The sequence below is a fragment of the Marinoscillum sp. genome, from assembly GCF_965229915.1.
Classification (GTDB): Bacteria; Bacteroidota; Bacteroidia; order Cytophagales; family Cyclobacteriaceae; genus Marinoscillum.
This window is the reverse complement of the sequence record NZ_CBDDJZ010000001.1, coordinates 4352563-4374904: the sequence shown is the minus strand read 5'-3', so window position 1 is coordinate 4374904 and position 22342 is coordinate 4352563. Positions and strand designations below refer to the sequence as shown.

The 22342-nt window shown below is 44.1% G+C and carries 24 protein-coding genes; 12 read left to right on the top strand and 12 right to left on the bottom strand.

Going from position 1 to position 22342, the window contains the following annotated elements:
- Window positions 1–27: 27 nt before the first annotated feature.
- Both ACO067_RS18600 and ACO067_RS18595 read right to left on the bottom strand, forming a co-directional pair.
- Window positions 28–999, bottom strand: coding sequence for a glycoside hydrolase family 43 protein (locus ACO067_RS18600; RefSeq protein ID WP_421876868.1), 972 nt, complete (start codon window positions 997–999; stop codon window positions 28–30).
- A gap of 1 nt (window position 1000) precedes the next feature.
- On the bottom strand, window positions 1001–2329 hold the full coding sequence (locus ACO067_RS18595) for a sugar porter family MFS transporter (RefSeq protein ID WP_421876866.1): 1329 nt from the start codon (window positions 2327–2329) through the stop codon (window positions 1001–1003).
- 123 nt (window positions 2330–2452) lie between these two features.
- On the opposite strand from ACO067_RS18595, the gene ACO067_RS18590 reads away from it, so the two are divergent.
- The 11 genes from ACO067_RS18590 (at window position 2453) to ACO067_RS18540 (ending at window position 11369) form a co-directional block, all read left to right on the top strand.
- Window positions 2453–2788, top strand: a complete 336-nt coding sequence (locus ACO067_RS18590; RefSeq protein WP_421876863.1) for a winged helix-turn-helix domain-containing protein — start codon at window positions 2453–2455, stop codon at window positions 2786–2788.
- Window positions 2789–2864: 76 nt separating this feature from the next.
- Window positions 2865–4010 carry a cysteine desulfurase family protein gene (locus ACO067_RS18585; RefSeq protein WP_421876861.1) on the top strand — a complete coding sequence of 382 codons (1146 nt, stop codon included), beginning with the start codon at window positions 2865–2867 and terminating at the stop codon, window positions 4008–4010.
- Complete coding sequence (locus ACO067_RS18580; protein WP_421876859.1) at window positions 4007–5161, top strand: XdhC family protein; 1155 nt, start codon at window positions 4007–4009, stop codon at window positions 5159–5161. The genes ACO067_RS18585 and ACO067_RS18580 overlap by 4 nt, the downstream gene beginning before the upstream one ends.
- A complete protein-coding gene (locus ACO067_RS18575; protein ID WP_421876856.1) occupies window positions 5158–5754 on the top strand; it encodes a nucleotidyltransferase family protein in 597 nt (198 codons plus the stop codon). Before ACO067_RS18580 ends, ACO067_RS18575 begins: the two co-directional genes overlap by 4 nt.
- The gene (locus tag ACO067_RS18570) at window positions 5751–5990 is read left to right on the top strand and encodes a MoaD/ThiS family protein (RefSeq protein WP_421876854.1); all 240 of its coding nucleotides are present in this window, start codon (window positions 5751–5753) and stop codon (window positions 5988–5990) included. The genes ACO067_RS18575 and ACO067_RS18570 overlap by 4 nt, the downstream gene beginning before the upstream one ends.
- A 6-nt stretch (window positions 5991–5996) precedes the next feature.
- Complete coding sequence (locus ACO067_RS18565; protein ID WP_421876850.1) at window positions 5997–7016, top strand: ThiF family adenylyltransferase; 1020 nt, start codon at window positions 5997–5999, stop codon at window positions 7014–7016.
- The gene (locus ACO067_RS18560; RefSeq protein ID WP_421876846.1) at window positions 7013–7462 is read left to right on the top strand and encodes a molybdenum cofactor biosynthesis protein MoaE; all 450 of its coding nucleotides are present in this window, start codon (window positions 7013–7015) and stop codon (window positions 7460–7462) included. Before ACO067_RS18565 ends, ACO067_RS18560 begins: the two co-directional genes overlap by 4 nt.
- Window positions 7463–7557: 95 nt before the next feature.
- Window positions 7558–8454 carry a bifunctional molybdenum cofactor biosynthesis protein MoaC/MoaB gene (gene moaCB / locus ACO067_RS18555; RefSeq protein WP_421876844.1) on the top strand — a complete coding sequence of 299 codons (897 nt, stop codon included), beginning with the start codon at window positions 7558–7560 and terminating at the stop codon, window positions 8452–8454.
- On the top strand, window positions 8454–9440 hold the full coding sequence (gene moaA, locus ACO067_RS18550; RefSeq protein ID WP_421876842.1) for a GTP 3',8-cyclase MoaA: 987 nt from the start codon (window positions 8454–8456) through the stop codon (window positions 9438–9440). The genes moaCB and moaA overlap by 1 nt, the downstream gene beginning before the upstream one ends.
- Window positions 9441–10604 carry a gephyrin-like molybdotransferase Glp gene (glp, locus tag ACO067_RS18545; RefSeq protein WP_421876839.1) on the top strand — a complete coding sequence of 388 codons (1164 nt, stop codon included), beginning with the start codon at window positions 9441–9443 and terminating at the stop codon, window positions 10602–10604.
- 9 nt (window positions 10605–10613) lie between these two features.
- Window positions 10614–11369: a sulfite exporter TauE/SafE family protein gene (locus ACO067_RS18540; protein WP_421876837.1), complete on the top strand. Its 756-nt coding sequence runs from the start codon at window positions 10614–10616 to the stop codon at window positions 11367–11369.
- 4 nt (window positions 11370–11373) lie between these two features.
- On the opposite strand, the gene ACO067_RS18535 is transcribed toward ACO067_RS18540, so the two are convergent.
- Window positions 11374–11859: an MOSC domain-containing protein gene (locus ACO067_RS18535; protein WP_421876835.1), complete on the bottom strand. Its 486-nt coding sequence runs from the start codon at window positions 11857–11859 to the stop codon at window positions 11374–11376.
- A 93-nt stretch (window positions 11860–11952) separates the two neighbouring features.
- Here ACO067_RS18535 and ACO067_RS18530 point away from each other — a divergent pair, with 93 nt between their 5' ends.
- On the top strand, window positions 11953–13464 hold the full coding sequence (locus ACO067_RS18530; RefSeq protein WP_421876833.1) for a beta-N-acetylhexosaminidase: 1512 nt from the start codon (window positions 11953–11955) through the stop codon (window positions 13462–13464).
- 3 nt (window positions 13465–13467) lie between these two features.
- Here ACO067_RS18530 and galE read toward each other — a convergent pair whose 3' ends face one another.
- The 9 genes from galE to ACO067_RS18485 all read right to left on the bottom strand — a co-directional run bounded on the left by galE (window position 13468) and on the right by ACO067_RS18485 (window position 22127).
- Window positions 13468–14490 carry a UDP-glucose 4-epimerase GalE gene (gene galE, locus ACO067_RS18525; protein WP_421876831.1) on the bottom strand — a complete coding sequence of 341 codons (1023 nt, stop codon included), beginning with the start codon at window positions 14488–14490 and terminating at the stop codon, window positions 13468–13470.
- An 83-nt stretch (window positions 14491–14573) separates the two neighbouring features.
- Window positions 14574–15482: a sugar phosphate nucleotidyltransferase gene (locus ACO067_RS18520; RefSeq protein WP_421876829.1), complete on the bottom strand. Its 909-nt coding sequence runs from the start codon at window positions 15480–15482 to the stop codon at window positions 14574–14576.
- Between the two features lie 126 nt (window positions 15483–15608).
- A complete protein-coding gene (locus ACO067_RS18515; protein WP_421876826.1) occupies window positions 15609–15860 on the bottom strand; it encodes a hypothetical protein in 252 nt (83 codons plus the stop codon).
- 181 nt (window positions 15861–16041) lie between these two features.
- The gene (locus ACO067_RS18510) at window positions 16042–17409 is read right to left on the bottom strand and encodes an aminotransferase class V-fold PLP-dependent enzyme (RefSeq protein ID WP_421876823.1); all 1368 of its coding nucleotides are present in this window, start codon (window positions 17407–17409) and stop codon (window positions 16042–16044) included.
- A 481-nt stretch (window positions 17410–17890) separates the two neighbouring features.
- Window positions 17891–18703, bottom strand: coding sequence for a DUF5777 family beta-barrel protein (locus tag ACO067_RS18505; protein ID WP_421876821.1), 813 nt, complete (start codon window positions 18701–18703; stop codon window positions 17891–17893).
- Between the two features lie 58 nt (window positions 18704–18761).
- Window positions 18762–18950: a hypothetical protein gene (locus ACO067_RS18500; RefSeq protein ID WP_421876818.1), complete on the bottom strand. Its 189-nt coding sequence runs from the start codon at window positions 18948–18950 to the stop codon at window positions 18762–18764.
- The gene (locus ACO067_RS18495; RefSeq protein WP_421876816.1) at window positions 18920–19306 is read right to left on the bottom strand and encodes a hypothetical protein; all 387 of its coding nucleotides are present in this window, start codon (window positions 19304–19306) and stop codon (window positions 18920–18922) included. Before ACO067_RS18495 ends, ACO067_RS18500 begins: the two co-directional genes overlap by 31 nt.
- Window positions 19307–19350: 44 nt before the next feature.
- On the bottom strand, window positions 19351–20136 hold the full coding sequence (locus tag ACO067_RS18490; protein WP_421876814.1) for a SprB repeat-containing protein: 786 nt from the start codon (window positions 20134–20136) through the stop codon (window positions 19351–19353).
- 332 nt (window positions 20137–20468) lie between these two features.
- A complete protein-coding gene (locus tag ACO067_RS18485; protein ID WP_421876812.1) occupies window positions 20469–22127 on the bottom strand; it encodes an alpha/beta fold hydrolase in 1659 nt (552 codons plus the stop codon).
- Window positions 22128–22342: the final 215 nt, after the last annotated feature.

The following is a 22342-nucleotide window of genomic DNA, read 5'->3' as shown; positions in this document are numbered from 1 at the left end:
TGATGTAGTCTGACTGGTGCCAAACGGTTAAAGTCGGTTTTCCTCCACACCTTGAAAGGTAATCTTCACCGGTTTGATAAAACCCTCATCATCAAACTCCAATCGATCGATGCAAGTTACGCGATGATTATGATGGGTTTCAGACAATGGCCGTCTGTGGTAAATGATATACCAATCATCCGTGTCTGGCACATTGATCAATGAATGATGACCTGCACCGGTAGCCACCTCGGGATCCTGCTCAAGCACTACCCCTACCCGCTCCCAGGGACCGAATGGCGAATCAGCGATGGCGTAAGCCACTTTGTAATTTGGGCCACCCCATCCGCCTTCGGACCACATGAAGTAATAGCGTCCATTTCGGATGAACATGAACGGCCCCTCTACATACTGATCAGGTGTGATTTCTTTGAAAGATGAGCCGTCATCATATGGTAAGATTTTGGTAAAGTCATCACTGAGCCTGACGATGTTGCAGTGTCTCCATCCTCCATAAATCATGTAATATTGACCGTCAGTGTCTTTAAAGATGAATTGATCGATGGGTTGTGCTCCATTCACGATTGTGTCCAGGAGTGGCTGGCCCAGGTAATCACGATAAGGCCCTGAGGGAGTCTCGGACACTGCCACCCCAATTCCTCCTACTGACTGATTGTTTTGAATGTCATTGGCAGCAAAAAACAAGAAATACATACCTCCATTCTCAACAATTGCTGGAGCCCACATCGCACTATCTGCCCAACTGATAGCTGCTGTGTCAATGATTCGTTCATGCTTTTCCCATGCAATCAGATCTTTGGAAGAGAATGCGTCCATGAATACTTGCTTACTGTAGCTATCCGAATAGGTAGGATATATCCAGTATTGATCGTTAAAAATCACTCCCTCCGGGTCAGCATACCAGCCCTCAAGAATTGGGTTTCCTGAATATTTCGGATCATGACATCCAGTGCCAGTGAAAAACAGGGTTAACCAGAAATAAAACAGCTTATTTTTCATATCATCCAACTAGTTCTTCTTCGAGTTCTTCTAAAGACTTGCCTTTGGTCTCGGGCATCATAAAATGCGTATAGAGCAACTGTAAAACCATAAAACTACCGAAGAATACAAAAGCTACCCATGGAGCAAAAGCATTGATCAAAACTGCACCAAAAAGTGTAATCAAAGCAGCAAAAACCCAGTGTGTACCACTACCCCAGGCCTGACCATAAGCTCTGACCCGATTGGGGAATATCTCAGAAATGAATATCCAGATTACTGACCCTTGCCCTACTGCATGTGACGCTATAAACATCAAAATAAAGATCAATTTAAATATCGGACCCGATTCGGTGTAAAACCCAAAGGCTACCATAAACAAACTGATTATATAGCCAGCAGAGCCAATGTACATGAGTTGTTTCCGACCAGCTTTATCTATTAATGCCATACCAAGAAATGTAAAAATCAAATTCACGATTCCTATAGATATGGAGCTCAACAAAGAATCAGAAGATCCAAAACCAGCTTTTTGCAAGATTTCAGGAGCATAATATAGGATGAAGTTGATCCCAGAGAGCTGATTAAAAAAGGCAATTAAAAATGCCAGTAACAAAGACCGTTTGTACTTGGCTGAAAACACCGAAGAGGTATCCCCTTTGGTTTTCTGATGATCCTCCTCGATGGTTCGGAGCATGGTGTCAGCCTCGTCTTTACTATTGGTAAGCTGTGACAACACCGTTTGTGCCTGAACCTGATCATCTTGATGTATGATCAACCATCTTGGGCTTTTCGGCACTCGAAATACCATCACTGTATAAAGCAAAGCCGGAACAGCCTCGATTCCCAACATAATGCGCCAATCATTGTCACCTCCCACTCCTTCCAAAGCATAGTTGGAGATATAAGCGATCAATATGCCAAAAACGATATTGAACTGATACATGATCCCTAACCGTCCACGATTACTCGCAGGAGAGATCTCCGAAATGTAAGTCGGTGCTGCAATAGACGATACACCTACGCCCAGCCCTCCGATAAATCTGAAAAAGGAAAATGAATACGGATCTGGGGCCAATCCTGAGCCTACTGCCGACACAAAATAGAAAACTCCGATCCAGATCAGAGTAGTTTTGCGTCCAAGATTATTGGTCGGAATGCCAGCAAACAAAGCACCAACCACAGTCCCCCACAATGCCATAGACATGATAAACGTGCCATGAAACCACTCGGTGGTATTCCACAGTTCTTTGATCGGAAGGTTAGCACCAGAAATTACTACGGTATCAAAACCAAAAAGAAAACCAGCCAGAGAAGCTGTAATGGAAGCTGTGATTAGTCTTTTGTTCATTCTCAGATAAATAGGGTTCTTTAAATCTAACGATATAATCGAAAGCGGCCCTAAACTTTCTGGCAGTTAGTAAATGCCTATCAGAAATGGTAACTTGAAATCCAACTAAGATTCCTTTTGATCATGAAAGAAATACGCCTTCGCTGCTGGGTTGATATCAATGGAGAAAAGTTCTTTGGTCCTGGGCCAGCCCGGTTGCTACTTATGATTGAGGAAGAAGGCTCCATTGCCAGAGCTGCAAAAAAAATGGGTATGTCCTATAAAAAAGCATGGGATCTGATTCACAACCTCAACACTAAAGGCAGCTCACCCTATGTCGTCTCACAAAAAGGCGGACAAAAGGGAGGTGGTGCAGAGCTTACCACAAAAGGCAAGGAAGTGGTGGCTGCTTATCAAAACCTGGTGCATAAATTGGAATCTGTCATCGAGTCTGACCAGCACTTAATCAATCAACTTTGATCCTGCGTCTCTTTCTCTAGTCGGATAGAATGAATAACTTACGATATATACGTGAATACATAACGCTCACACGCTCTTGAACAGTAAAATCTATCTGGACTATAATGCAACTACCCCAGTTGATCAGCGAGTATTGACCGAAATGCTTCCGTATTTCACGGCCAAATTCGGAAATGCCTCCAGCATCAGTCATGCTTTTGGTTGGGATGCAGAAGAAGGTGTGGAACTAGCCCGAGATCAGGTAGCCAAGCTCATCAAAGCCAAAACAAAAGAAATCTATTTTACATCAGGGGCCACTGAAGCAATGAACCTGGCACTTCAGGGCGTTTGTAAGGCTTACAGCAATCGAGGAAATCACCTCATCACCTGCCAAACCGAGCACCGAGCGGTTCTAGACACTTGCAAATATTTAGAGCTGCATGGAATAGATATTACCTATTTACCTGTTGACCCGTGTGGCAACATTGATTTGGATCAACTACAAGGCGCCTTCAGACCATCAACTATTGCCGTATGTCTGATGCATGCCAACAATGAAATTGGAACGATCCACCCACTGGCCAAAATCTCGAAAATCACCCAGTCAAAAGGTGTACTTTTGATCACAGATGCTACCCAATCTGTTGGGAAAATCCCCATAGATGTGAAGGCCTCCGGTGTAGACATGGCGGCATTTTCAGCACATAAAATGTACGGCCCAAAAGGAGTTGGTGCACTTTATGTGAATAGTGACTCCATGATTGACCCGATACTATTTGGTGGCGGACAAGAAAAAGAGATTCGACCTGGCACGTTGAATGTACCTGGAATCGTTGGGTTCGGAAAAGCTGCCGAACTCTGTAAACTGGAAATGGATCAGGATGCCAAAAGACTATCTCGATTTATCGAACAAATTGAATGCGAACTAGAGGAAATTGAAGGTGTTCAAATCAACGGCAATCAGCAGCTTCGTCTACCTCACATGACTAGCATTTCGGTAACTAATATTGATGGAACACGCCTGGTCCGAACACTCAAAAATCTGGCGGTTTCTCAGGGCTCCGCATGCACATCCAACACTTCTAAGCCTTCACATGTACTAAAAGCCCTCGGGCTGACTGATGAGTTAGGATTGTCTTCATTGCGCATTGGGTTGGGAAGGTTTACCACAGAGACGGAGGTCAAAAAAGCCATCCTCGAAATAACTGAAGGGATTGAACAACTTAAACTCACATCCACATGAGAGAACTGGATGCCATAGTACTTGCGTTTGACCATGCACGAGCGTCACAAATAGACTGTGTGCTGGCTACTGTGGTGCATGTGGAAGGTTCCTCTTACCGCAAGGCCGGAGCGCGCATGCTCATCGATGAGTATGGACAAATGACTGGTGCGATAAGTGGTGGGTGTCTGGAGGGTGATGCGCTAAGAAAGGCCTTGCATGCGCTGCATCAAAGAAAAAACAAACTTATCACCTATGATACCAGCGATGAAAGTGATGCAGTAATTGGCGCGCAGCTGGGGTGCAATGGCGTAATTGAGGTCCTCTTTGAGCCGATCGATCCCACCGATAGTGACAATCCCATTGAACTACTGCGGCAAGTCATTCATTCCACTGAACAGCAAGTAATCATTTCACTTTTTGATCTGAACAAGTCCAATTCACAGATAGGTACCAAATTGGTGATAGATCAATCCATAAAGTGCATTGGCAACCTCAAAAATGACGCATTAAAACAGTGGATGTTAGCTGAAACGTCCTTGGTTTTTCATCAGCAACATTCACATTACGGAGCCTTCCCAACTGATGACGGTCAGCAAACCATCTTTTTCCAACTGCACCATCCGCCTCCACATTTGGTATTGGTGGGAGCTGGAAATGACACTCAGATATTGGCCTCAATGGCTGAGCAACTGGGCTGGAAAGTAACAGTGACTGACGGCAGACCCTCGCACGCTAATGCGTCCCGGTTTTCAAACTCCTGCCAGGTAATCGTCTCCAAACCGGAGCATGTACTGGAAGAAGTAGCACTGGACGAACGTACCTTTTTTGTCCTGATTAGTCATAATTATCAGTACGATCTGGAAGTACTCAAACTGCTTTATGACAAACTGGAGGTTCCTTACATCGGTATTCTGGGTCCAAAAGCAAAATACAACCGAATGTTGGGTGATTTAGAAGTGATAGGCATAGAGTTTACAGAGGCACAGTCCAAAAGAATCCATGCGCCTGTAGGGTTAAATATTGGAGCAGATACTCCAGCTGAAATCGCTCTTTCCATTCTGGCAGAAATCCAGGCTGAACTCACCAATACTGATAGCCAAAGGCTTCGGGACAAAGATGGCCCTATCCACGAAAAACCAATCAATGGCATTAAAGCCACCAGTCTATGAGCTTTTCAGAATCCATAGGTGTAGCTATTCTTGCGGCAGGCAACTCCAGTCGGTTGGGTCGGCCCAAACAACTGGTGGAATTTAAAGAAACTACCCTGCTGCAAAGAACTATGGAAGCTGTTGGGGACATAGCTCTTTCCAAGCAGTGGCTAGTACTAGGAGCCAATGCTACCGAAATAATTCCTTTAATTGATCTTGGAGACTTTCAGGTGCTGACCAACAAGGAGTGGGTCCATGGAATAGCAAGTAGTATAAAAAAAGCGGTACATGTGGCCCAATCCAATCCGGAAATTCAACATCTATTGATCCTGCTCTCAGATCAGCCATTTGTATCCACAGAATTGATTTGTGAGCTGATTTCCGTTCACAAAAGAAACAAGAAAATTACCACTTGTAGATATGCAGGTCAACGTGGTGTTCCGGCAATTTTCAGTAAAGACTATTTCGAAGAACTGATGGAGCTAAATGGTGATGTTGGAGCCAAATCAATTATCCAGAAACACTTGGAACGTACAGCGGCGGTAGACTTTGAGCTAGGTACATTTGACATAGACACAGAAGAAGACGTGGAAAAACTGAAGCAGCATTCATGAAAGTAACTGTAAAATACTTTGGAGCACTGGCCGAGCAGACAGGCACCATGGAAGAAGTGGTGGATCTGGCTCAAATCGGAATGGAGCTTGCGGATTTGAAATCACATTGCATCCGTAAGTATGGATTGAAGGACGATGGATCCATGCAAATTGCTATCAATCAGCAACTGGGATTGCAGAGATCATTAGAAAATGGAGATGAAATTGCTTTCTTGCCGCCCTTTGCAGGTGGATAATGTGCCATGGAGGAGAATAACCGACGATATAGCCGACAAGTTCAATTACCTGAAATAGGTCTTCATGGACAGCAAAAGCTCCAACAAAGCAGTGTATTGATCATTGGGATGGGTGGACTTGGCTGCCCGGCAGCCCAGTACCTGACAGCAGCCGGTGTGGGCACTTTGGGGCTGGTAGATCATGACCTGGTCGATGAGACCAACCTTCATCGTCAGATTCTTTATGGGCCAGAAGATATTGGCCAGCCGAAAGCCAATGCTGCTCAAGCAGCACTCAGCCGCCTGAACGATAAGGTAACTTTCAACACTTACACCCGGGGACTTCATTTATCCAACGCATTAGAAATCATCTCTCAGTATGATCTGATCATTGATGGTACGGATAATTTCCAAACCAAATACCTCATCAATGATGCCTGCATCAAAGCAGATAAACCATGGGTCTATGCCTCCATTTACAAATATGAAGGACAGCTTTCTGTTTTTAACTATCAGGACGGTCCTTCCTACAGATGTCTGTTTCCAAAAGTCCCTAAAGAAGACATTAGCTGTGAGGCAACAGGTGTGCTTGGTGTACTTCCTGGAATCCTCGGTACCTACCAGGCTGCCGAAGCACTCAAAGTGATTCTAGAGATTGGCAATCCGCTGAGTGGCACACTCAAAGTGATCCATACGCTCACAATGCAAGAGCAGTTGATCTCATTTAGTCGGGATGAGCAGGAAATTCAGCAAACCAAACAGAAAGCCTTGTCACTAGAAAAGCTGGCATGTGAATTAAAGGATTCTCATAGCGTCTATTTAGATGTTCGTGAGCCAACCGAACAACCTCAACCCACAAACCAAAACGTGCTTAAGATCCCTATGAGTCAGCTAAACATGCGCTACTCAGAGATCCCAAAAAATCGAGAAGTTCAGGTTTATTGTCAATCTGGTAAAAGGAGCCAACAAGCGATTTTAATGCTAAGTGAACTTGGGTTCGATAACTTAATTAATGTAGAAGGAGGAATACAAAACGTACTTAGATGAGTGAAAAAAAGAAACCTAAAAAAGTGTTCGTACAGGGTGCTATCAGCCCAGAAAAGATCGCTACCTCTATTGCTAACCATCAAAGCAAAACCAATATTGGCGCTCACAGTATCTTTCTGGGTCAGGTTCGCGCAGATGAGGTAGCGAGTAAAACCGTCACCGCTATTGACTACTCGGCTTATGAAGAGATGGCTGAAAAAGCATTCCACGAAATCAGAGAATCTGCCTTTGATCAATTCGATCTGACTTGCATGCACATTTATCACAGTCTAGGGCTAGTGAAAGCTGGTGAGATTTGCCTGTTTGTATTCACTTCTTCTGCACACCGCAAGGAAGCAACTGAAGCCTGTAGCTATCTAGTGGAAGCGATCAAGGCGAATGTGCCCATTTTTGGGAAAGAAGTATTTGAAGACGAAACCCATCAGTGGAAAGTTAATTCTAAGTGACTGGTTCAAGAGTGATTAGTGACTAGACTTCTAATCACTAAAGACCAATCACCAATCAACTCGTCACCAAAACACCGATTACCGAATACTGAACAATGATCGATATCACACATAAAACCAATACACTACGAGAAGCAACGGCACAAGCCATCGTGAAAACGAGCAGCCAGGAAACGATTGACAAAATCAAACGCAATGAGATTCCGAAAGGAAATGTGTTTGAAATGGCGAAAGCGGCTGGGCTACTAGGTGTGAAAAAAACTCCAGACCTCCTACCCGACTGTCATCCTCTGCCAATCGAATTTACAGGTATAGATTATGAGATTGATGGGCTGAATATCATCATCCAAATGACTGTGAAAACCATATACAAAACTGGTGTGGAAGTTGAAGCCATGCACGGAGCCAGCGTGGTGGCTCTCACGATGTATGACATGCTCAAACCGGTGGATAAAGGGGTAGAAATCACTACCATCAAACTACTTAAAAAGAAGGGCGGAAAATCATCATTTGGAGCTAAAGGGAAAGGACTTTCAGCTAATGTGGTTGTTTGTTCTGACTCTATCTCTAAAGGTGAAAAAGAAGATCGGGCCGGAAAGATCATCGTATCGAAGCTTGAAGAATTGGGAGTAACTACCAATTATAGCATCATTCCAGATGAACCAAAGCAAATAGAAGAACTGGTGCTTGACCAACTAGATGATCTGCTCATATTTACAGGTGGTACTGGGGCTGGCCCACGTGACAATACTCCAGATACGGTACGTCCATTGCTGCAAACTACACTGCTAGGTGTGGAGGAGCAGATGCGCAGATATGGACAAGACAGGATGCCCTACGCCATGCTCTCCAGGTCTGTAGCGGGCATACGAGATGGGAAAGTAATTCTGGCACTACCAGGCTCAAGTAACGGCGCTCGGGAATGCATGGACGCCATCTTCCCCCATATCCTTCACGTATTTCACGTTTTAAAAGGCAAAAGACACGACTGATGAGCAACTCTCAGATAATAGATCGATTTGGCAGACCTCACACCTATTTGAGGATTTCGCTTACGGACCGCTGTAACCTTCGGTGCTTCTACTGCATGCCAGAAGATGGAATAGATCTGATGGAAAAACCCAGCATCATGACTCTGGAAGAGATTATCTCCATCACCAAAACGTTCAAAGAGCTTGGTGTAAATACCGTACGGCTGACTGGAGGCGAACCGCTTATCCGTAAAAATTTTGAATACCTCATCCGGTCACTAGCCGATCTTGGAGTAACACTCAAGCTCACTACTAATGCCATCCTATTGGATCGGTACCTGGATTTATTCGAGGAGGTTGGGCTTAAAAGGATCAATATCAGTCTGGATACGCTGGACAAGGCCAGGTCGGTCTTCATCACCAAGAGAGACTATTACGATCAGATCATGACCAATATTCAGGAAGCTGTGAGTCGTGGTTTTTCCATCAAACTAAATGTAGTCCTGATCAAAGGAGTCAATGATGCTGAAATCAATGACTTCATTGCACTGACCAAAAACCAAAAGCTGGACATCAAATTCATTGAGTTCATGCCGTTCAAGGGCAACAAATGGGACTGGAGCAAAGGAGTTAGCCAGGAAGAAATCCTCAAGACAGTTCGATCGAAATTCGGTAAAGTAGAACCGATTGACAATCCAAAACACAGCACCTCCGTCAATTTTAAAGTAGCCCATCATCAGGGTACATTCGGTATAGTCAGCACCATTACGAACCCTTTCTGTGCGGACTGCAACCGCATCCGACTAACAGCTGATGGAAAGATGAAAAACTGTCTGTTTGCCAATTCAGAAACTGACCTACTCACTCCCTTCAGAAGTGGCGAAGAACTCAAACCACTAATACTACAAACCATTCAGCAAAAAAAATATTCACGAGATGGAATGGACCTGAAAATGGATGCTGACCAGTATGAAAACAACCGTTCCATGACGTCAATAGGTGGCTAAATGATATCGATAGAAAACGCACTACAATTAATCTTAAATCAGACGGTACCACCCAAAACGAAGCAAGTTCCGCTAGGTGAATCTCTGGGATATGCCTTGGCAGCAAGCATTGTAGCTCCGTTTGATCTACCAGCATTTGACAACTCGGCAATGGACGGTTATGCACTTTGTGGTCTGCAGGAGTCCTATACCATGGTAGACGAAGTGGCTGCCGGAGATACCTCCCACAAATCCTTAAAGACTGGTGAAGCCATGCGGATCTTTACTGGCGGAAAAGTACCATCCAATACAACTGCTGTAGTCATGCAGGAACAAACAGAAGCATCCAATTCTAAAGTTCAGGTACTTGCTGAAATCAAGGCTAATCAAAACATCAGAAAACAAGGTAGCGAGCTTGGTAAAGGACAACAGGTATTTGAGCCCGGCCATTACATTACACCAGCAACTGTTGGTTTGATTGGTTCGCTAGGCTATTCAATAGTGTCTGTTTTTGACAAGCCAGAGATCCGCCTGATCTCCACAGGAAACGAGTTGATTCCACCTGGACAATCGCTACAACCTGGACAAATCTATGAATCCAATAGTTTCGCGATTGCTTCAGCATTGGCTAAATACGGTTTTGAATGCACGGAGAAGCAACAGGTAGAAGATGACTATCAAAAGACCAAAGATGCAATTGCCGGCTATCTGGACAAATCAGATGTATTGCTGTTATCTGGAGGAATATCCGTTGGTAATTATGATTATGTCAAAAAAGCCCTGGAAGAAAATGGAGTACAAGAAGTGTTCTATAAAGTGGCTCAGAAACCAGGAAAACCACTCTACTTTGGCAGGAAGGAAGATAAGTTCGTGTTTGCACTCCCCGGGAACCCCGCTTCGTCTCTTACTTGCTTTTACATCTACGTACTCCCATTGCTCAATCTGTTGAACGGAGCAGAGCACAGACAGCTGCCAAGACTCGATGCTCCATTAGACAACAGTTTTGAACTGAAAGGTACGCGGCCAGCGTTTCTAAAAGCCCGATTAACAAAAAATGAGGTCACTATACTTGATGGGCAGAGTTCGTCCATGATCCACTCCATGGCATTAGCCAACGCTCTGGTGTATTTGAAAGAACCAGGAACCTATGCTCCTGGACAATTGGTAGAATGTGTAATACTCTAACCAGCATAAATGACCACCGATTACCTACCAATTATCTTTTTCCTGATAGCCTTGTTTTACAGCTCGGTGGGATTTGGAGGTGGCTCCAGTTACCTGGCTATTCTGAGCCTGTTTCTTACAGAGTTTTATGAAATCCGCTCCATGGCCCTCATCCTCAATATCTGTGTGGTGAGTATTGGCACCTTTGTATTTGTGAAAAATCGGGTCTTTAATCTGAGGCAGTTTTGGCCCTTTTTGATCTCCAGTATTCCACTGGCTTATTTGGGGGCACAGCTGAGACTGTCAGAAACCACTTTTTTTCTCATTCTCGGTTCTTCGCTAATCCTCTCCGGGCTTTTTTTACTGCTACGCTATCTAAAAGCAAAAATGGAGTCTCGCCAATTCAGTCTACCTAAAAAACTAAGCCTGGGTGGATCAATTGGCTTTTTAGCAGGCGTATCTGGCATAGGTGGTGGTATCTTTTTATCACCAGTGCTCAACCTACTCAATTGGAGCAACACTCGCATGGTCGCTGCATTAGCTTCTTTTTTTATTTTAGTCAACTCCTTAGCAGGTCTTGTAGGCTTGACCGTGGCTGGCACCTTCCAACTAAATGAAAAACTCATTTTGCAACTAGTGATCGCAGTTATTCTGGGTGGATGTCTCGGCTCCTATTTGTCCAATAAGCGATTCAATCTAAGATTTTTGGGCGTGTTAACCGCTGTACTAGTTACGTATGTCGGGTTAAGGCTAGTCCTGCTGCATGGTTTGGGAGTGAGGATATGAATATTTATTTCAATCGAATCTCATCACCAACCTTTATCTTACCGCCGATCACCACCCGTGCTGTTATCCCACCGTGCCCGCGCATCGCATTATAGCCTCCGGGCCCCAAATTTTCCTCCATTCTGGAGCATGGGTGACAGTAACCGGTCCCTTCCAGCACTACTTCACCTATCTGAAACTGCACATCTCTCAGAGCAAATAAATTGATGCCCTTCACCACGATGTTCCTCCTGGTCATAAATGGAGTCACATCCGTATCCATAAAAGAAGACACCGCATCGAGGTGCACTTGCTGGATCAAAGTCACCTGTCGTTTGTTGCTACGAGCTGAGTAATGATCTCCAACCAGTCCTTTTTCCTCAGTCACTTCCACGGTATTTACCTCCTGAAGAGGTTGTTTCCGTTCTGGCCGAATACCGATCCAGTGGACAATTCCCGTTTGAGGTAGGTTCTTGATCAAGTCATTGATTGGCTTATCCATAGTAGACATAATTCCTTTGGATTAAATCTGGTTTTGAGCAAGAATACCGCGCTCAAAGATTTTTAAAAGTACTATCTTAACAATTTACATCAATAACCTGATATGTCTAGAGTACTGATCCTTGGCCTGATGGCGATGCATTTGTTTAGTTGTAACACTGCGCCTGGTATCGTCTACACACCCCATGTCGTTCCTGAACCGAATAAAATGACCGTGCTGCCTGGAAGGTACGATTACGATCAAGACCCCAGCATCATCTTTTCTCAAGACAAGGGTTTGAGCCCTGACCAATATCTCCTGAAAGTCACCACAGATGGCGTGACAATAACCCACTCCAGTGATGTCAGTAAACAGTACGCTTTGGCTACCCTGGAACAGCTGAAACAGGAGGATGATCACGGCCGCTTTATTCCTATCGTCCAAATTGATGACCAACCTCGATTCAGCTACCGGGGCTTTATGCTTGATGAAGCACGTCACTTCCAGGGAAAGGAGTTTGTCAAAAAAACCCTGGATCGAATGGCTTTTCATAAGCTCAATAAGTTTCATTGGCATCTTTCGGATGATCAGGGCTGGCGAGTTGAGATCAAAAAGTATCCGTTACTTACCGAGAAAGGGTCTGTCAGAAAAGGGACTCAGGTTGGCTGGCAGCCCAACTATTTGGATCTGCCTACGGACTCTACTGCTTATGGTGGTTTTTATACACAACAAGATATCAAAGAAATAGTAGCCTATGCCAGCAATCTTGGAATAGACGTGATTCCCGAAATAGACATGCCAGGACATATGATGGCAGCCCTTCACGCCTATCCTGAACTGGGAGAGAACAAAGACTATGAAGTGCGTCAGTACTGGGGAGTAGCTCACGATGTGCTGGACGTCTCTAACCCAAAAACCCTTCAGTTTGCTAAAGATGTGGTTCTTGAACTTTGTGAACTTTTTCCTTATTCAATGATCCATCTGGGAGGTGACGAATGCCCCAAAGACCAATGGAAAAATAGTCCCTCATGCCAAAAAATGATCAAGGATCTGGGACTGAAAAATGAAGAAGAACTACAGTCCTGGTTCATGAAAGAAATAGAGAAAGTCTTGATGGAGAACGGTAAATCCATGGCTGGTTGGGATGAAATACTGGAAGGAGATATGAGTGAAACGGCCGTAGTGTACAATTGGCGCTTTTGGACCAAAGAAGACATGACTGTAGTGGGAGCCAGCAGAGGCAACCGGGTGGTATCTTGCCTCAATAACCGCAACTACTTTGATCATTATGTGTCAGTAGATAAAGATCGGTATGAGCCGCTCGCTTTTCCTGCAGTAACTCCACTCCACAAGACCTACAACTACAACCCCATTCCTCCGGACCTAGCACCAGAGTTCCATGACAATGTCATCGGGGTACAGGGCAATCTGTGGACAGAATATGTTGTCTCCAATGAAGTTGCCGAAATCAGGATGTTTCCTCGAATGGCCCTCCTATCTGAAGTAGCCTGGACCAATCAGGATAAAAGAGACTGGGAGTGGATGAATCAAAAACTTCCGTACATGTTTGATTTTTACGAAAAATGGGAGGCGAAATACAATCGGGTGTACATCGCCACTGCTTTTGACAAGTAGCTGCTAGTCGATCTTCGACACACGTTTTTGCCAATTCCAGGCAGAACGCATCATGTCGCCCAAACCAAGTTTGGCTTTCCAGCCAAGCTCCTTGTTGGCATAGGTCGTATCTGCATAGGTTTTTTCCACATCGCCAGGTCGTCGGTCTACCAGCTTGTAGTTAAGCTTCACACCAGATACTTCTTCGAATTTTTTGACAGTTTCCAACACAGAGTTACCCTGACCGGTACCCAAGTTAAAAAACTCAAAGGATGACTTTTGCTTATTCTCAGTCATACGCTTTACTGCTATTACGTGAGCTTCTGCCAGATCTACCACGTGAATGTAATCCCTCACCGCAGTGCCATCCGGGGTATTGTAGTCACTTCCAAAAATGCTTAATTGCTCTCGTTCGCCGGCCGCTGTTTGTGTTATGAATGGTACCAGGTTATTAGGCACTCCTTTTGGCAACTCACCAATCAAAGCAGACTCATGCGCACCTACTGGATTGAAATAGCGTAATGCTATGGCTTTCAATTCAGGGTGTGCTTTAGTAGCATCCAGCAATATCTCCTCACAGATCTGCTTGGTATTTCCATATGGAGATTCTGCTGGTTTGAAAGGGGTCTGTTCGGTCACTGGTAACTTGTCAGGCTGACCATAGACGGTACAGGATGAGGAAAATACCATATTGGCTATTTGATGCTGTTTCATCTCTTCCAACAGGTTGATCAACGAATCCAGATTGTTTCGATAGTATTTGAGTGGATTTTGCACCGACTCACCTACTGCTTTGCTTGCCGCAAAATGGATGATCGCTTCTATGTCTGATTGTTCCTGAAAAAAGGCCGTCACCTTATCCGCATCACATAGATCAAACTCATGAAATTCGGGGCGCTTGCCCGTAATCTCTTCTATGGCATCCAACACACTCAATTCTGAGTTTGACAGATCATCCACAATGACTACTTCGTAGCCCTCTTCCAGCAGCTTGACAGCTGTATGTGAACCTATGTAACCTGTACCTCCAGTGACTAGTATTTTCATCTGCTTGTCGTTTGATCAATACAAATCTAATGATTCTTTGAAGGCTAACATACAAACATTAAAAATAAACGTAAATAAAACGTTTAAAACCAGAGATTGGCTGGGTAAGTACCATTTTCAACCAACTCCTTGAATTTATTCGCAACTACCGATTTGTCTTCCGCATAAGTGACACCATACCATTGATCCGCTGACATAACCACAGGAACACTGCTGTGGGCTTTTCTCACGGTATCTAAAACTGACGGTATGTAAAACTCCGACTTCAGCTCATTCCCCTGTGCCTTCATGAAGTCCACAAACATCTGCTCCATCAATGAAAACGTACCAGCTGTAAACCCCATCAGATTCATTGAAACTACTTCCTGACCAGTGAGGTCATGTTGTTGGCCATCCTCCTCAAAGTATGCGCCTCCCTCATTTTTAGGGAAAATATGAGTGCGTTCGGTAATTCCCAGAAGTACTCCGTCTTTAATCTCACAAATTCCTCTGGATACCCGGCCATTAGCCGAAAGTGTCTTCTCCAACACAAAACCAACCATACATCCACCAATAGACTGATTGTCCATTCGCATCAACTCTTGGAGCATGAGTTTTAACGAGTTGCGGCCATAAAAATCATCTGCATTGACGATGGCAAATGGGCCATCTACTTCATCTTTGGCAACCAAAACTGCATGTCCTGTACCCCAAGGCTTTTCCCTTCCTTCCGGAATTTCGAATCCCTCAGGTAGCTTATCCAGTTCCTGATAAACAAAGGAAACTTCCACTTTTCCTTTCAGCTTTTCCTTGAACGAAGGCTCAAACTTATCAGCAAAGCTCTTGCGAATCACGAACACAACTTTTTCGAAACCCACCTGAATGGCATCAAACAGGGTATAATCTATGATGGTTTCTCCATTGGGACCAAAGCCATCCATTTGCTTGAGCCCTCCATATCTGCTACCCATACCTGCAGCAAGCACTACCAATGTTGGTTTATTCTCACTCATTTATTTATCAATCGTTTCCGAGCGCATTTTATAAAAAAAATCGTTGCTAAGAGTTGATCTGAACAAAACATTTGCTGTAAATAAAAGCCCCGAACATCTATCCGGGGCTGAGGAAACTACTTTACACTAATTCGTTTTTTGATTTCTAACAAGTCCTCTAACTCTCTTGCTATTGGGAGGATGTCTGTATTTTGCCTGCAAACCCTTGAATATTTCCGTAAAGCCTTCCGTTACTTGATGTTCCAAGTCAAGATTCCATGGCTTTACACTCTTATTAGCTGGTGCTTGGAGAGGTTGCTGACCATCGGATTCCTTTACTGAACCGACAGAAAACAACATGACCAACACTATGTACATCTTCATCACTAGTTCTTTCATCTTTTGACTACTTAAATAAGGGGTGGCCCCGCCAAAAGCCACCCCAGACATTCCGCTGATGCGAAATGTCTCGCCCTATTTATGATTGATTAATGATCCTGAAAGAGAGGTGTGGTCAAGCCATTCACAATTGAAACATCTGTTAACCTGACCTTGACTCTCCTACTTATGCGTATTCTTCTTAGACGACCGAGTCTTTCATAGATCTGACAAAGTCTAGAAACACATCCAGATCCTTTTTGCGTGTAGAAACACCTACAGACACCCTGACGACATCTCGCAGGTTGTTGTACTGTGCTACCAACTCGTTGTAGCTATTCGGTACCAAATGCTCTTCAGTTGATGCGTATGCTTGAATGCTTTGCAACACCCCTGGGTTGACGAAATTTCCAGCGCCGATGGTGATGTAGCGATCACTTGCCATCCTCTTCACTTCTACACTCAAAATATGCTTTCCTACAGCATCCTGAAACTTCATCAGAACTGTGCCTTCCACCACACTTCTTTCATTAGGACCTATCAACCGCACTACCGGAATGCCAGAGCTGTGTTTAATTCGTTTCAGGTTTCTGAGGAGATAAGCTCCCATGGATTGGACTCGGCTTTCCAAGCGCATTATTCCTATTTCTTTATGAAAATCCAGGCCAAACTTCACAGCAGGAATGGATAAGTAATCAATGCTTTTGTCCTCAAACCGGGAATGATCACAGACCAAATGATACTCTGCTCGTGAAACAATGCTTTTTTGCTGACCTCCAGATATCAAGCGGTGTATTTGGTCCTTATGAACCAACAAACAGCTTACACCAGCAGGGTATCCAAACATTTTATGAAAAGACAAAGCCACAAATGCAGGCTGCGTTTTGCTTAAATTCAAATTACTGGCTTGTGCAAAGGAGTCCACATCCAGCAGAACATCCCAGCCCTGTGCTGTTGCTTCCTGCACCCAATCCAGATCATGTTTGATGCCCGATACATCAGATTGAGCCGAAAAGACAAATAGCTTGTTTTCCTGATTAAATGATTGGAGGGAGTTTCGGAGTTCAGCCGAGTTGATGGATAAGTCCTGGTTTAACAAAGCATAATCTACCTGGCCTTGTTGGCATTCGCACCGAAAGCTCAATTGATTGTAGCTGTGATGATTATCCGCCAGCAATAGCAACTGACCAAACGGATAGTTTTGCCCAACTATATCCATAGCGTCAGACAGATTGTGTGTAAACACGCAATGATACTCATGTGCTTTGAAGTGATTCAGTATCGCTACTCTGGTACGCTCCAGCAATCCAGAACTTCCTGTGGCGGAACCCGGTGTATTGAAAGTACTGTTTTGTAACAGGTTAAAATGCTTCTGTACAATGGAAAATGGAAAAACAGAAGATTCTGCATAATCGAGATAGACATCCCCTTTTTCATCGAGACGCTCAAACTCCTCTTTAAACAGTTGGTTGAAGAATCCCTCATGAGTGAGCTCGTTGAAGAAATTCTTACGCCCACGGTTACTAAATAAGTTTCCGTCTGGAAACAGAATATTACTTTTTGTCAACATTATCTAGCGGTTATTAAGACTTAGCTGTTATTATATAAGTGCAAAATTATGCTCAGATAGTACAATATTAATAGCACGATTGCGTCAAATGGATGTACAATTCCGTCACCTGCTGGAGCTAGTGGCCATCTATGCCACAAATCCGACATTGATGCGTCTAATACGGGCCGAATAGGTCCGGTAATTCTTCTTGAAAGAAAAAGAGTTTGTCTTAAAAGTATGGTTGAATCAAAGCTCTTCATCATGGGGTTATTGAAATTGGATTTCCCTCACAGAAAAAAATGCTTCGAGTAGCTCCCGAAGATTAGGTGGCCTGACACCATACATTTAAGATCGCCTACTTTTGTAAGTAGCTTCGGAGGAATGTTTTCCAAGACGATGGAGCTGTCACTAGCGGATACCACCGCGAAGAAACAAAAACAAAGGCTGGCCCCGAAGGACCAACCTACGACATCCACGCAACTGGTTGTCGCCCCAGATTTTAGTTCACCTGAAATGTTCTGGAGATATTGAATCCAAAATGAATTTCACCATCAAAGAAGTTATTGTTCGTTTCAGTGATGAACCCTTTAGGTACCATGGAAGTGGCGTTTGTAAACTGAAGTTGGAAAACGTGCCCACCAGTTTCCAGATCAAACCCAATAGCCAGGGCATTTCTAGAATCCTCACTTAGCTGTTGGAACTGATGGTAGTATTCTACACAAATGGCCAAGCGCTGATTGATCTTCAGGCGACCTCCCATTCCCAAAGCGAAAATATCGTTGTTCAATTCTTCAGGTCGGATGACATTACGATGAACCCATGACGGCATTAGCTGGATAGAGAAAGCACTCGTCACCTTGCTAGCTAGTAATACTTGATGGGTATAGGCAAGTCTATCAACCGCGCTTAATTCATACTCGGGATCTTTGAGTGTCTTCAGCGACATAGAACTCAGCCAGGTCACAGAAATAGGCACGGCTCCTTTACCTCGAGACTGGCGTATGAGGCGATACTTCACAAAACCATCGTAGGTCTTTTCAAACGAACTACGTCCCAAACCGAAGTACAACCTGTCAGTCAACGCATACTCCAGTCCAATTCTGATAGTGGCATTGTCCAAACCAAATAGTTCATATCCGCCACCATCGATGGTACCAAACCGGTGAGCAATGATAAAGTCCATCACACCATTCTTTCGTGTTTCTATCGAGTGACCGTTAATCAACCGGGTACCTTTGAATGTAGCTTCCACGAGACTTTGTTCTTCCACCTGCTGAGATTCCAGTGCTGCCAGTAGATCATCTTGTGCCACAACCGGTGCTGTAATTAGACCTAGTAGTACAATTATTATAAATCGATAAAGCATCTTCTTACTTTTTGAATTGGAATGAAGACTTTACCTGCACTACTTCAGCAATGTTCTTAATGACGAGTTTTGGTACATCGATATCAAAATCTGCCACCGACAAGTCAAAAGAGGTCATGGCTTCCAGCACTCCACGGGAGTTAGCAAACTCTACAGTGGCTATTAATGGTCGCTTAACTCCATGAATCTCCACTGTTCCTTCTGCTTCGGCTCGAAAAGGGTCATTGGATCTAAAATCCAGTTGGTCCAAGTTGCGCAGAGTACCTGAAAAGTAGCCTTTGGGTATTTCTCTGATTCCAGATAGTTTTCATTGAAGTGCTCCTCCATCAGGCTATTGTCAAAATGAAAACCTTTAATAAACATAGAAACAGCAATCGTTCCTTTTTCCAAGTCAATGGCTCCTAATACCTCTTCATTCCATGCCTCAATATCCTCCAAGGGAGCTTCTGAGTAGAACGATGCTTTTCCTTTCCGATCGATTAACGGCTGGGCGATGAGCTGATTAAACGCTACTATCCCAAAAATTGTGAGTGTTATTATATACTTCATTTTACTGGGTGTTATTTTTAATTATCAGTGATTTTGTTTGATCGTTAATTGTTCTTTGCTCCATCCTCTACCCAACAGGCAATCAGGTCGATTTGGGACTGAGAAAGAGTAGAGCCTTTTGGCATGGACTTGTTTCCAGTGCGAGTTTTGATGCGATCAGCGCTGTTCTGAATCGTACTGAATGATGTGAAATTTGGTGAGACGCTTCCATTGTGACAGCCAGAAATCGCACAGCTGTTTTCAATGATCTCCTTGACGGAAGCCTCATAGCTAATCCCGGAGAGAATATCTACCGTCTCAGTTACTTCACAGCCGAGCTGATCTGTTACCCTTACGGTATGTGATCCGCTGGCCAGGTCTGCAAATACGTTACTCTCCTGAGCTTCACCATCGTTGATAGAATAGCTATAGGGAGTTACACCTCCAGAGGCAGTGATTTGGATGCTTCCACTTTCAGAATTGCATCCAGCCTCTGTCACCTCTACTGTCTCCAGATTTACACCATCGAGATTCGTAATGGTCACATCAATCTGTCCAGTACACCCATTAGCATCAGTAGCAATTGCAGAGTAATTACCAGCATTCAGGTTATCAAAAGTTCCATCTGATTGCACAGTACCAACGGAATAGGTGTAAGGTGCCATCCCTCCGGTAGCCTGAACTGTGAAGCTTCCAAGAGCTGCTCCACACCCTGTATCAACAGTTTCCATTACCTCCAGCGCAATATTAGAGGCTGAGCAGTCTACACTTGGCTCAAGTTGCTCTGTGGTACAGGCATTGATTGCGAACAGAGCCGCAATTGTCAAGGTTCTAAATCTGAGATTTTTCATTATTGAAAAGGCAGTAGTCGTGTTTGGTTATGGCTGGCAAATTTAAGAGGGGCACAGGGGGACATACGCGCTCATTTCCGACAAAAACCAACTCATTTCCGACCTTTGCTTACTTCATAGACTTATCAAAAAAGGGTGACACTTACTGTCACCCCCTGTGTACTAACATTTCACCTAATTCAAACTGAAATGCCACTAAACTTGATGTAATCGAAGAAAAAGCAGATAATTCTAGACGAAACATACCAGGCTATTTCTATGACAAAGGTAGCGGAGTGTCTAGATGTGATTCCATACAAACCCGTCAAATACTACTACATTTCCGACAGACATTAAGACACCACTAGCTCGGATGGGGACAGGCCAAATTCCTTCTTGAAGCATTTCGAAAAATAAGACGGATTGGAAAATCCAGTCTTGAACGATACTTCAGCAATATTACCCCGATGACTTTGAATCAGCTCTTTGGCACGATGTAACCGTACCGAGGTAATTAGCTGATTAGGAGACTTATTTGTAACCGCTTTTAGTTTTCGCTGAAGCTGTCTCTCACTGATACCCACTTCTCTACATAGCTTCTCTACACCAAAGAGCTCATTATCTAGATTGGCATCTATGCACTGCAGCACATTATCCAAAAATGAGCCTCCAAGGGGCAACTGCTCCCTGTTAAATGTCCCTATTACATCTCCTTCATTTAGCTGATCGGTCACTGAGTACAGCAATAAGGACTCTCCTAAACTGGCCTCATAAATGGTTTTGGACTGAGCATAAGAAAGTCCCGCTCCGGAAAGTAAATGCTTCACGGTCTGGGTGATAAGGATTTGATCTGGAAGAGCTTGCTTCAAAACCATCTCCACGAAACCCTGAGTCTGACCACTGATGAAATGAGCTTCATTCACAGCTGCTTCTTTGATATGAATACCTACCGCCAATTTGCCCTGGAGTCCGTTGATCACTTCCTGCAAGTTAAGAGCACAGTGTACTGACTTGCTGGGACCATCGAAGGTTGCTATAAATGAATCTCCACGATATTGCACAATATTGCCTCGATATTGCCTGACAATACGGTCAATTGCATTCCTGAAAGAAACATTGGAATCTGCCTCAACCCGAGCTGCCAAAATGGTGAAAAGTTTCTCCTCGTAGACAACAGGCGGTTTTTCCTCCAGGATGAAGGCTTTCATTACATCGAGAACCTCCGCTGTATTGCCTGCCCAAAAAAGATGGTCGTCCCCATCAAACTCTACGAACTTCGAATTCTTGATACGCTGAGCAATGAAGTGACCCTCCTCTATTTTCACATCTATATCATCTCTCCGTTGCATCATTAGCGTTGGTACCTGAATGGAACCAAGTATATCAATGATATCTACTTCGGTATTCATTTTAGTCAAAACCAGCGCCGCACTTGGACTTGCTCCAGATCGAAAATAGGTAGCCAGCCAATCCATGAACTCCCGATCATTCGCCTTAGAAGGAGCCAGAGACTCCAGATTCATTTCTCCACTACCCCAACTTTGCTCGATCATGTCGTAAACTTTCTTTCTTTCCGCATCGGTTGGTGCCCAGGGATAATCCTCAGAATACCGCCTTTTAGCAAAGACGCCAAAAGTGATGAGTGAAACCACTCGATTGGGATAAGTAGCCGCGAACAAAGCAGAAACTGATCCTCCTTCAGAATGCCCAAAAAGTATAGCCTTCTCTGAATGAACTGCATCCATTACTGCACGCACATCATCCATGCGCTCCTCCAGAGTAGAGAGTTCCACGACCCGATCGGACAGTCCGGTTCCTCTTTTATCAAACAGAATGACTCTGCAGATTTTACCTAACTCAGTAAGAAAGCCAACAAGATCTGGACAATCCCACATGAGATCAATGTTAGAAACCCAACCCGGTATGTAAACGAGATCTGTCGAACCGGTACCAAATACCTGATAGGCAATGTTGATACGGCCACTTTTGGTGTATTGTGTTGCTGGCTTCATTTACTTCTACGACGGAGATAGAAGCAAAATTAAATGAATTTGATGGTGCGAGACAAACTCACTCAATTATTCCGTTTTACGTAAGTATTCATTCAATGCAATCATGGATACTCCTGCAGGCTCCCCACAGGGACCCTCGTGAGCTGGACATCTTCCCTGCTAGCATCATAGCTGACAACTCGCTTCCAACTCATTGTTGATGTGTTCATCATTAG

Bases quoted from the DNA above. Each gene is read 5' to 3' on its own strand.
- ACO067_RS18600 (WP_421876868.1), bottom strand. From the start codon at position 999: ATGAAAAATAAGCTGTTTTATTTCTGGTTAACCCTGTTTTTCACTGGC.
- ACO067_RS18595 (WP_421876866.1), bottom strand. From the start codon at position 2,329: ATGAACAAAAGACTAATCACAGCTTCCATTACAGCTTCTCTGGCTGGT.
- ACO067_RS18590 (WP_421876863.1), top strand. From the start codon at position 2,453: ATGAAAGAAATACGCCTTCGCTGCTGGGTTGATATCAATGGAGAAAAG.
- ACO067_RS18580 (WP_421876859.1), top strand. From the start codon at position 4,007: ATGAGAGAACTGGATGCCATAGTACTTGCGTTTGACCATGCACGAGCG.
- ACO067_RS18575 (WP_421876856.1), top strand. From the start codon at position 5,158: ATGAGCTTTTCAGAATCCATAGGTGTAGCTATTCTTGCGGCAGGCAAC.
- ACO067_RS18570 (WP_421876854.1), top strand. From the start codon at position 5,751: ATGAAAGTAACTGTAAAATACTTTGGAGCACTGGCCGAGCAGACAGGC.
- ACO067_RS18565 (WP_421876850.1), top strand. From the start codon at position 5,997: ATGGAGGAGAATAACCGACGATATAGCCGACAAGTTCAATTACCTGAA.
- ACO067_RS18560 (WP_421876846.1), top strand. From the start codon at position 7,013: ATGAGTGAAAAAAAGAAACCTAAAAAAGTGTTCGTACAGGGTGCTATC.
- moaCB (WP_421876844.1), top strand. From the start codon at position 7,558: ATGATCGATATCACACATAAAACCAATACACTACGAGAAGCAACGGCA.
- moaA (WP_421876842.1), top strand. From the start codon at position 8,454: ATGAGCAACTCTCAGATAATAGATCGATTTGGCAGACCTCACACCTAT.
- glp (WP_421876839.1), top strand. From the start codon at position 9,441: ATGATATCGATAGAAAACGCACTACAATTAATCTTAAATCAGACGGTA.
- ACO067_RS18540 (WP_421876837.1), top strand. From the start codon at position 10,614: ATGACCACCGATTACCTACCAATTATCTTTTTCCTGATAGCCTTGTTT.
- ACO067_RS18535 (WP_421876835.1), bottom strand. From the start codon at position 11,859: ATGTCTACTATGGATAAGCCAATCAATGACTTGATCAAGAACCTACCT.
- ACO067_RS18530 (WP_421876833.1), top strand. From the start codon at position 11,953: ATGTCTAGAGTACTGATCCTTGGCCTGATGGCGATGCATTTGTTTAGT.
- galE (WP_421876831.1), bottom strand. From the start codon at position 14,490: ATGAAAATACTAGTCACTGGAGGTACAGGTTACATAGGTTCACATACA.
- ACO067_RS18520 (WP_421876829.1), bottom strand. From the start codon at position 15,482: ATGAGTGAGAATAAACCAACATTGGTAGTGCTTGCTGCAGGTATGGGT.
- ACO067_RS18515 (WP_421876826.1), bottom strand. From the start codon at position 15,860: ATGAAAGAACTAGTGATGAAGATGTACATAGTGTTGGTCATGTTGTTT.
- ACO067_RS18510 (WP_421876823.1), bottom strand. From the start codon at position 17,409: ATGTTGACAAAAAGTAATATTCTGTTTCCAGACGGAAACTTATTTAGT.
- ACO067_RS18495 (WP_421876816.1), bottom strand. From the start codon at position 19,306: ATGAAGTATATAATAACACTCACAATTTTTGGGATAGTAGCGTTTAAT.
- ACO067_RS18490 (WP_421876814.1), bottom strand. From the start codon at position 20,136: ATGAAAAATCTCAGATTTAGAACCTTGACAATTGCGGCTCTGTTCGCA.
- ACO067_RS18485 (WP_421876812.1), bottom strand. From the start codon at position 22,127: ATGAAGCCAGCAACACAATACACCAAAAGTGGCCGTATCAACATTGCC.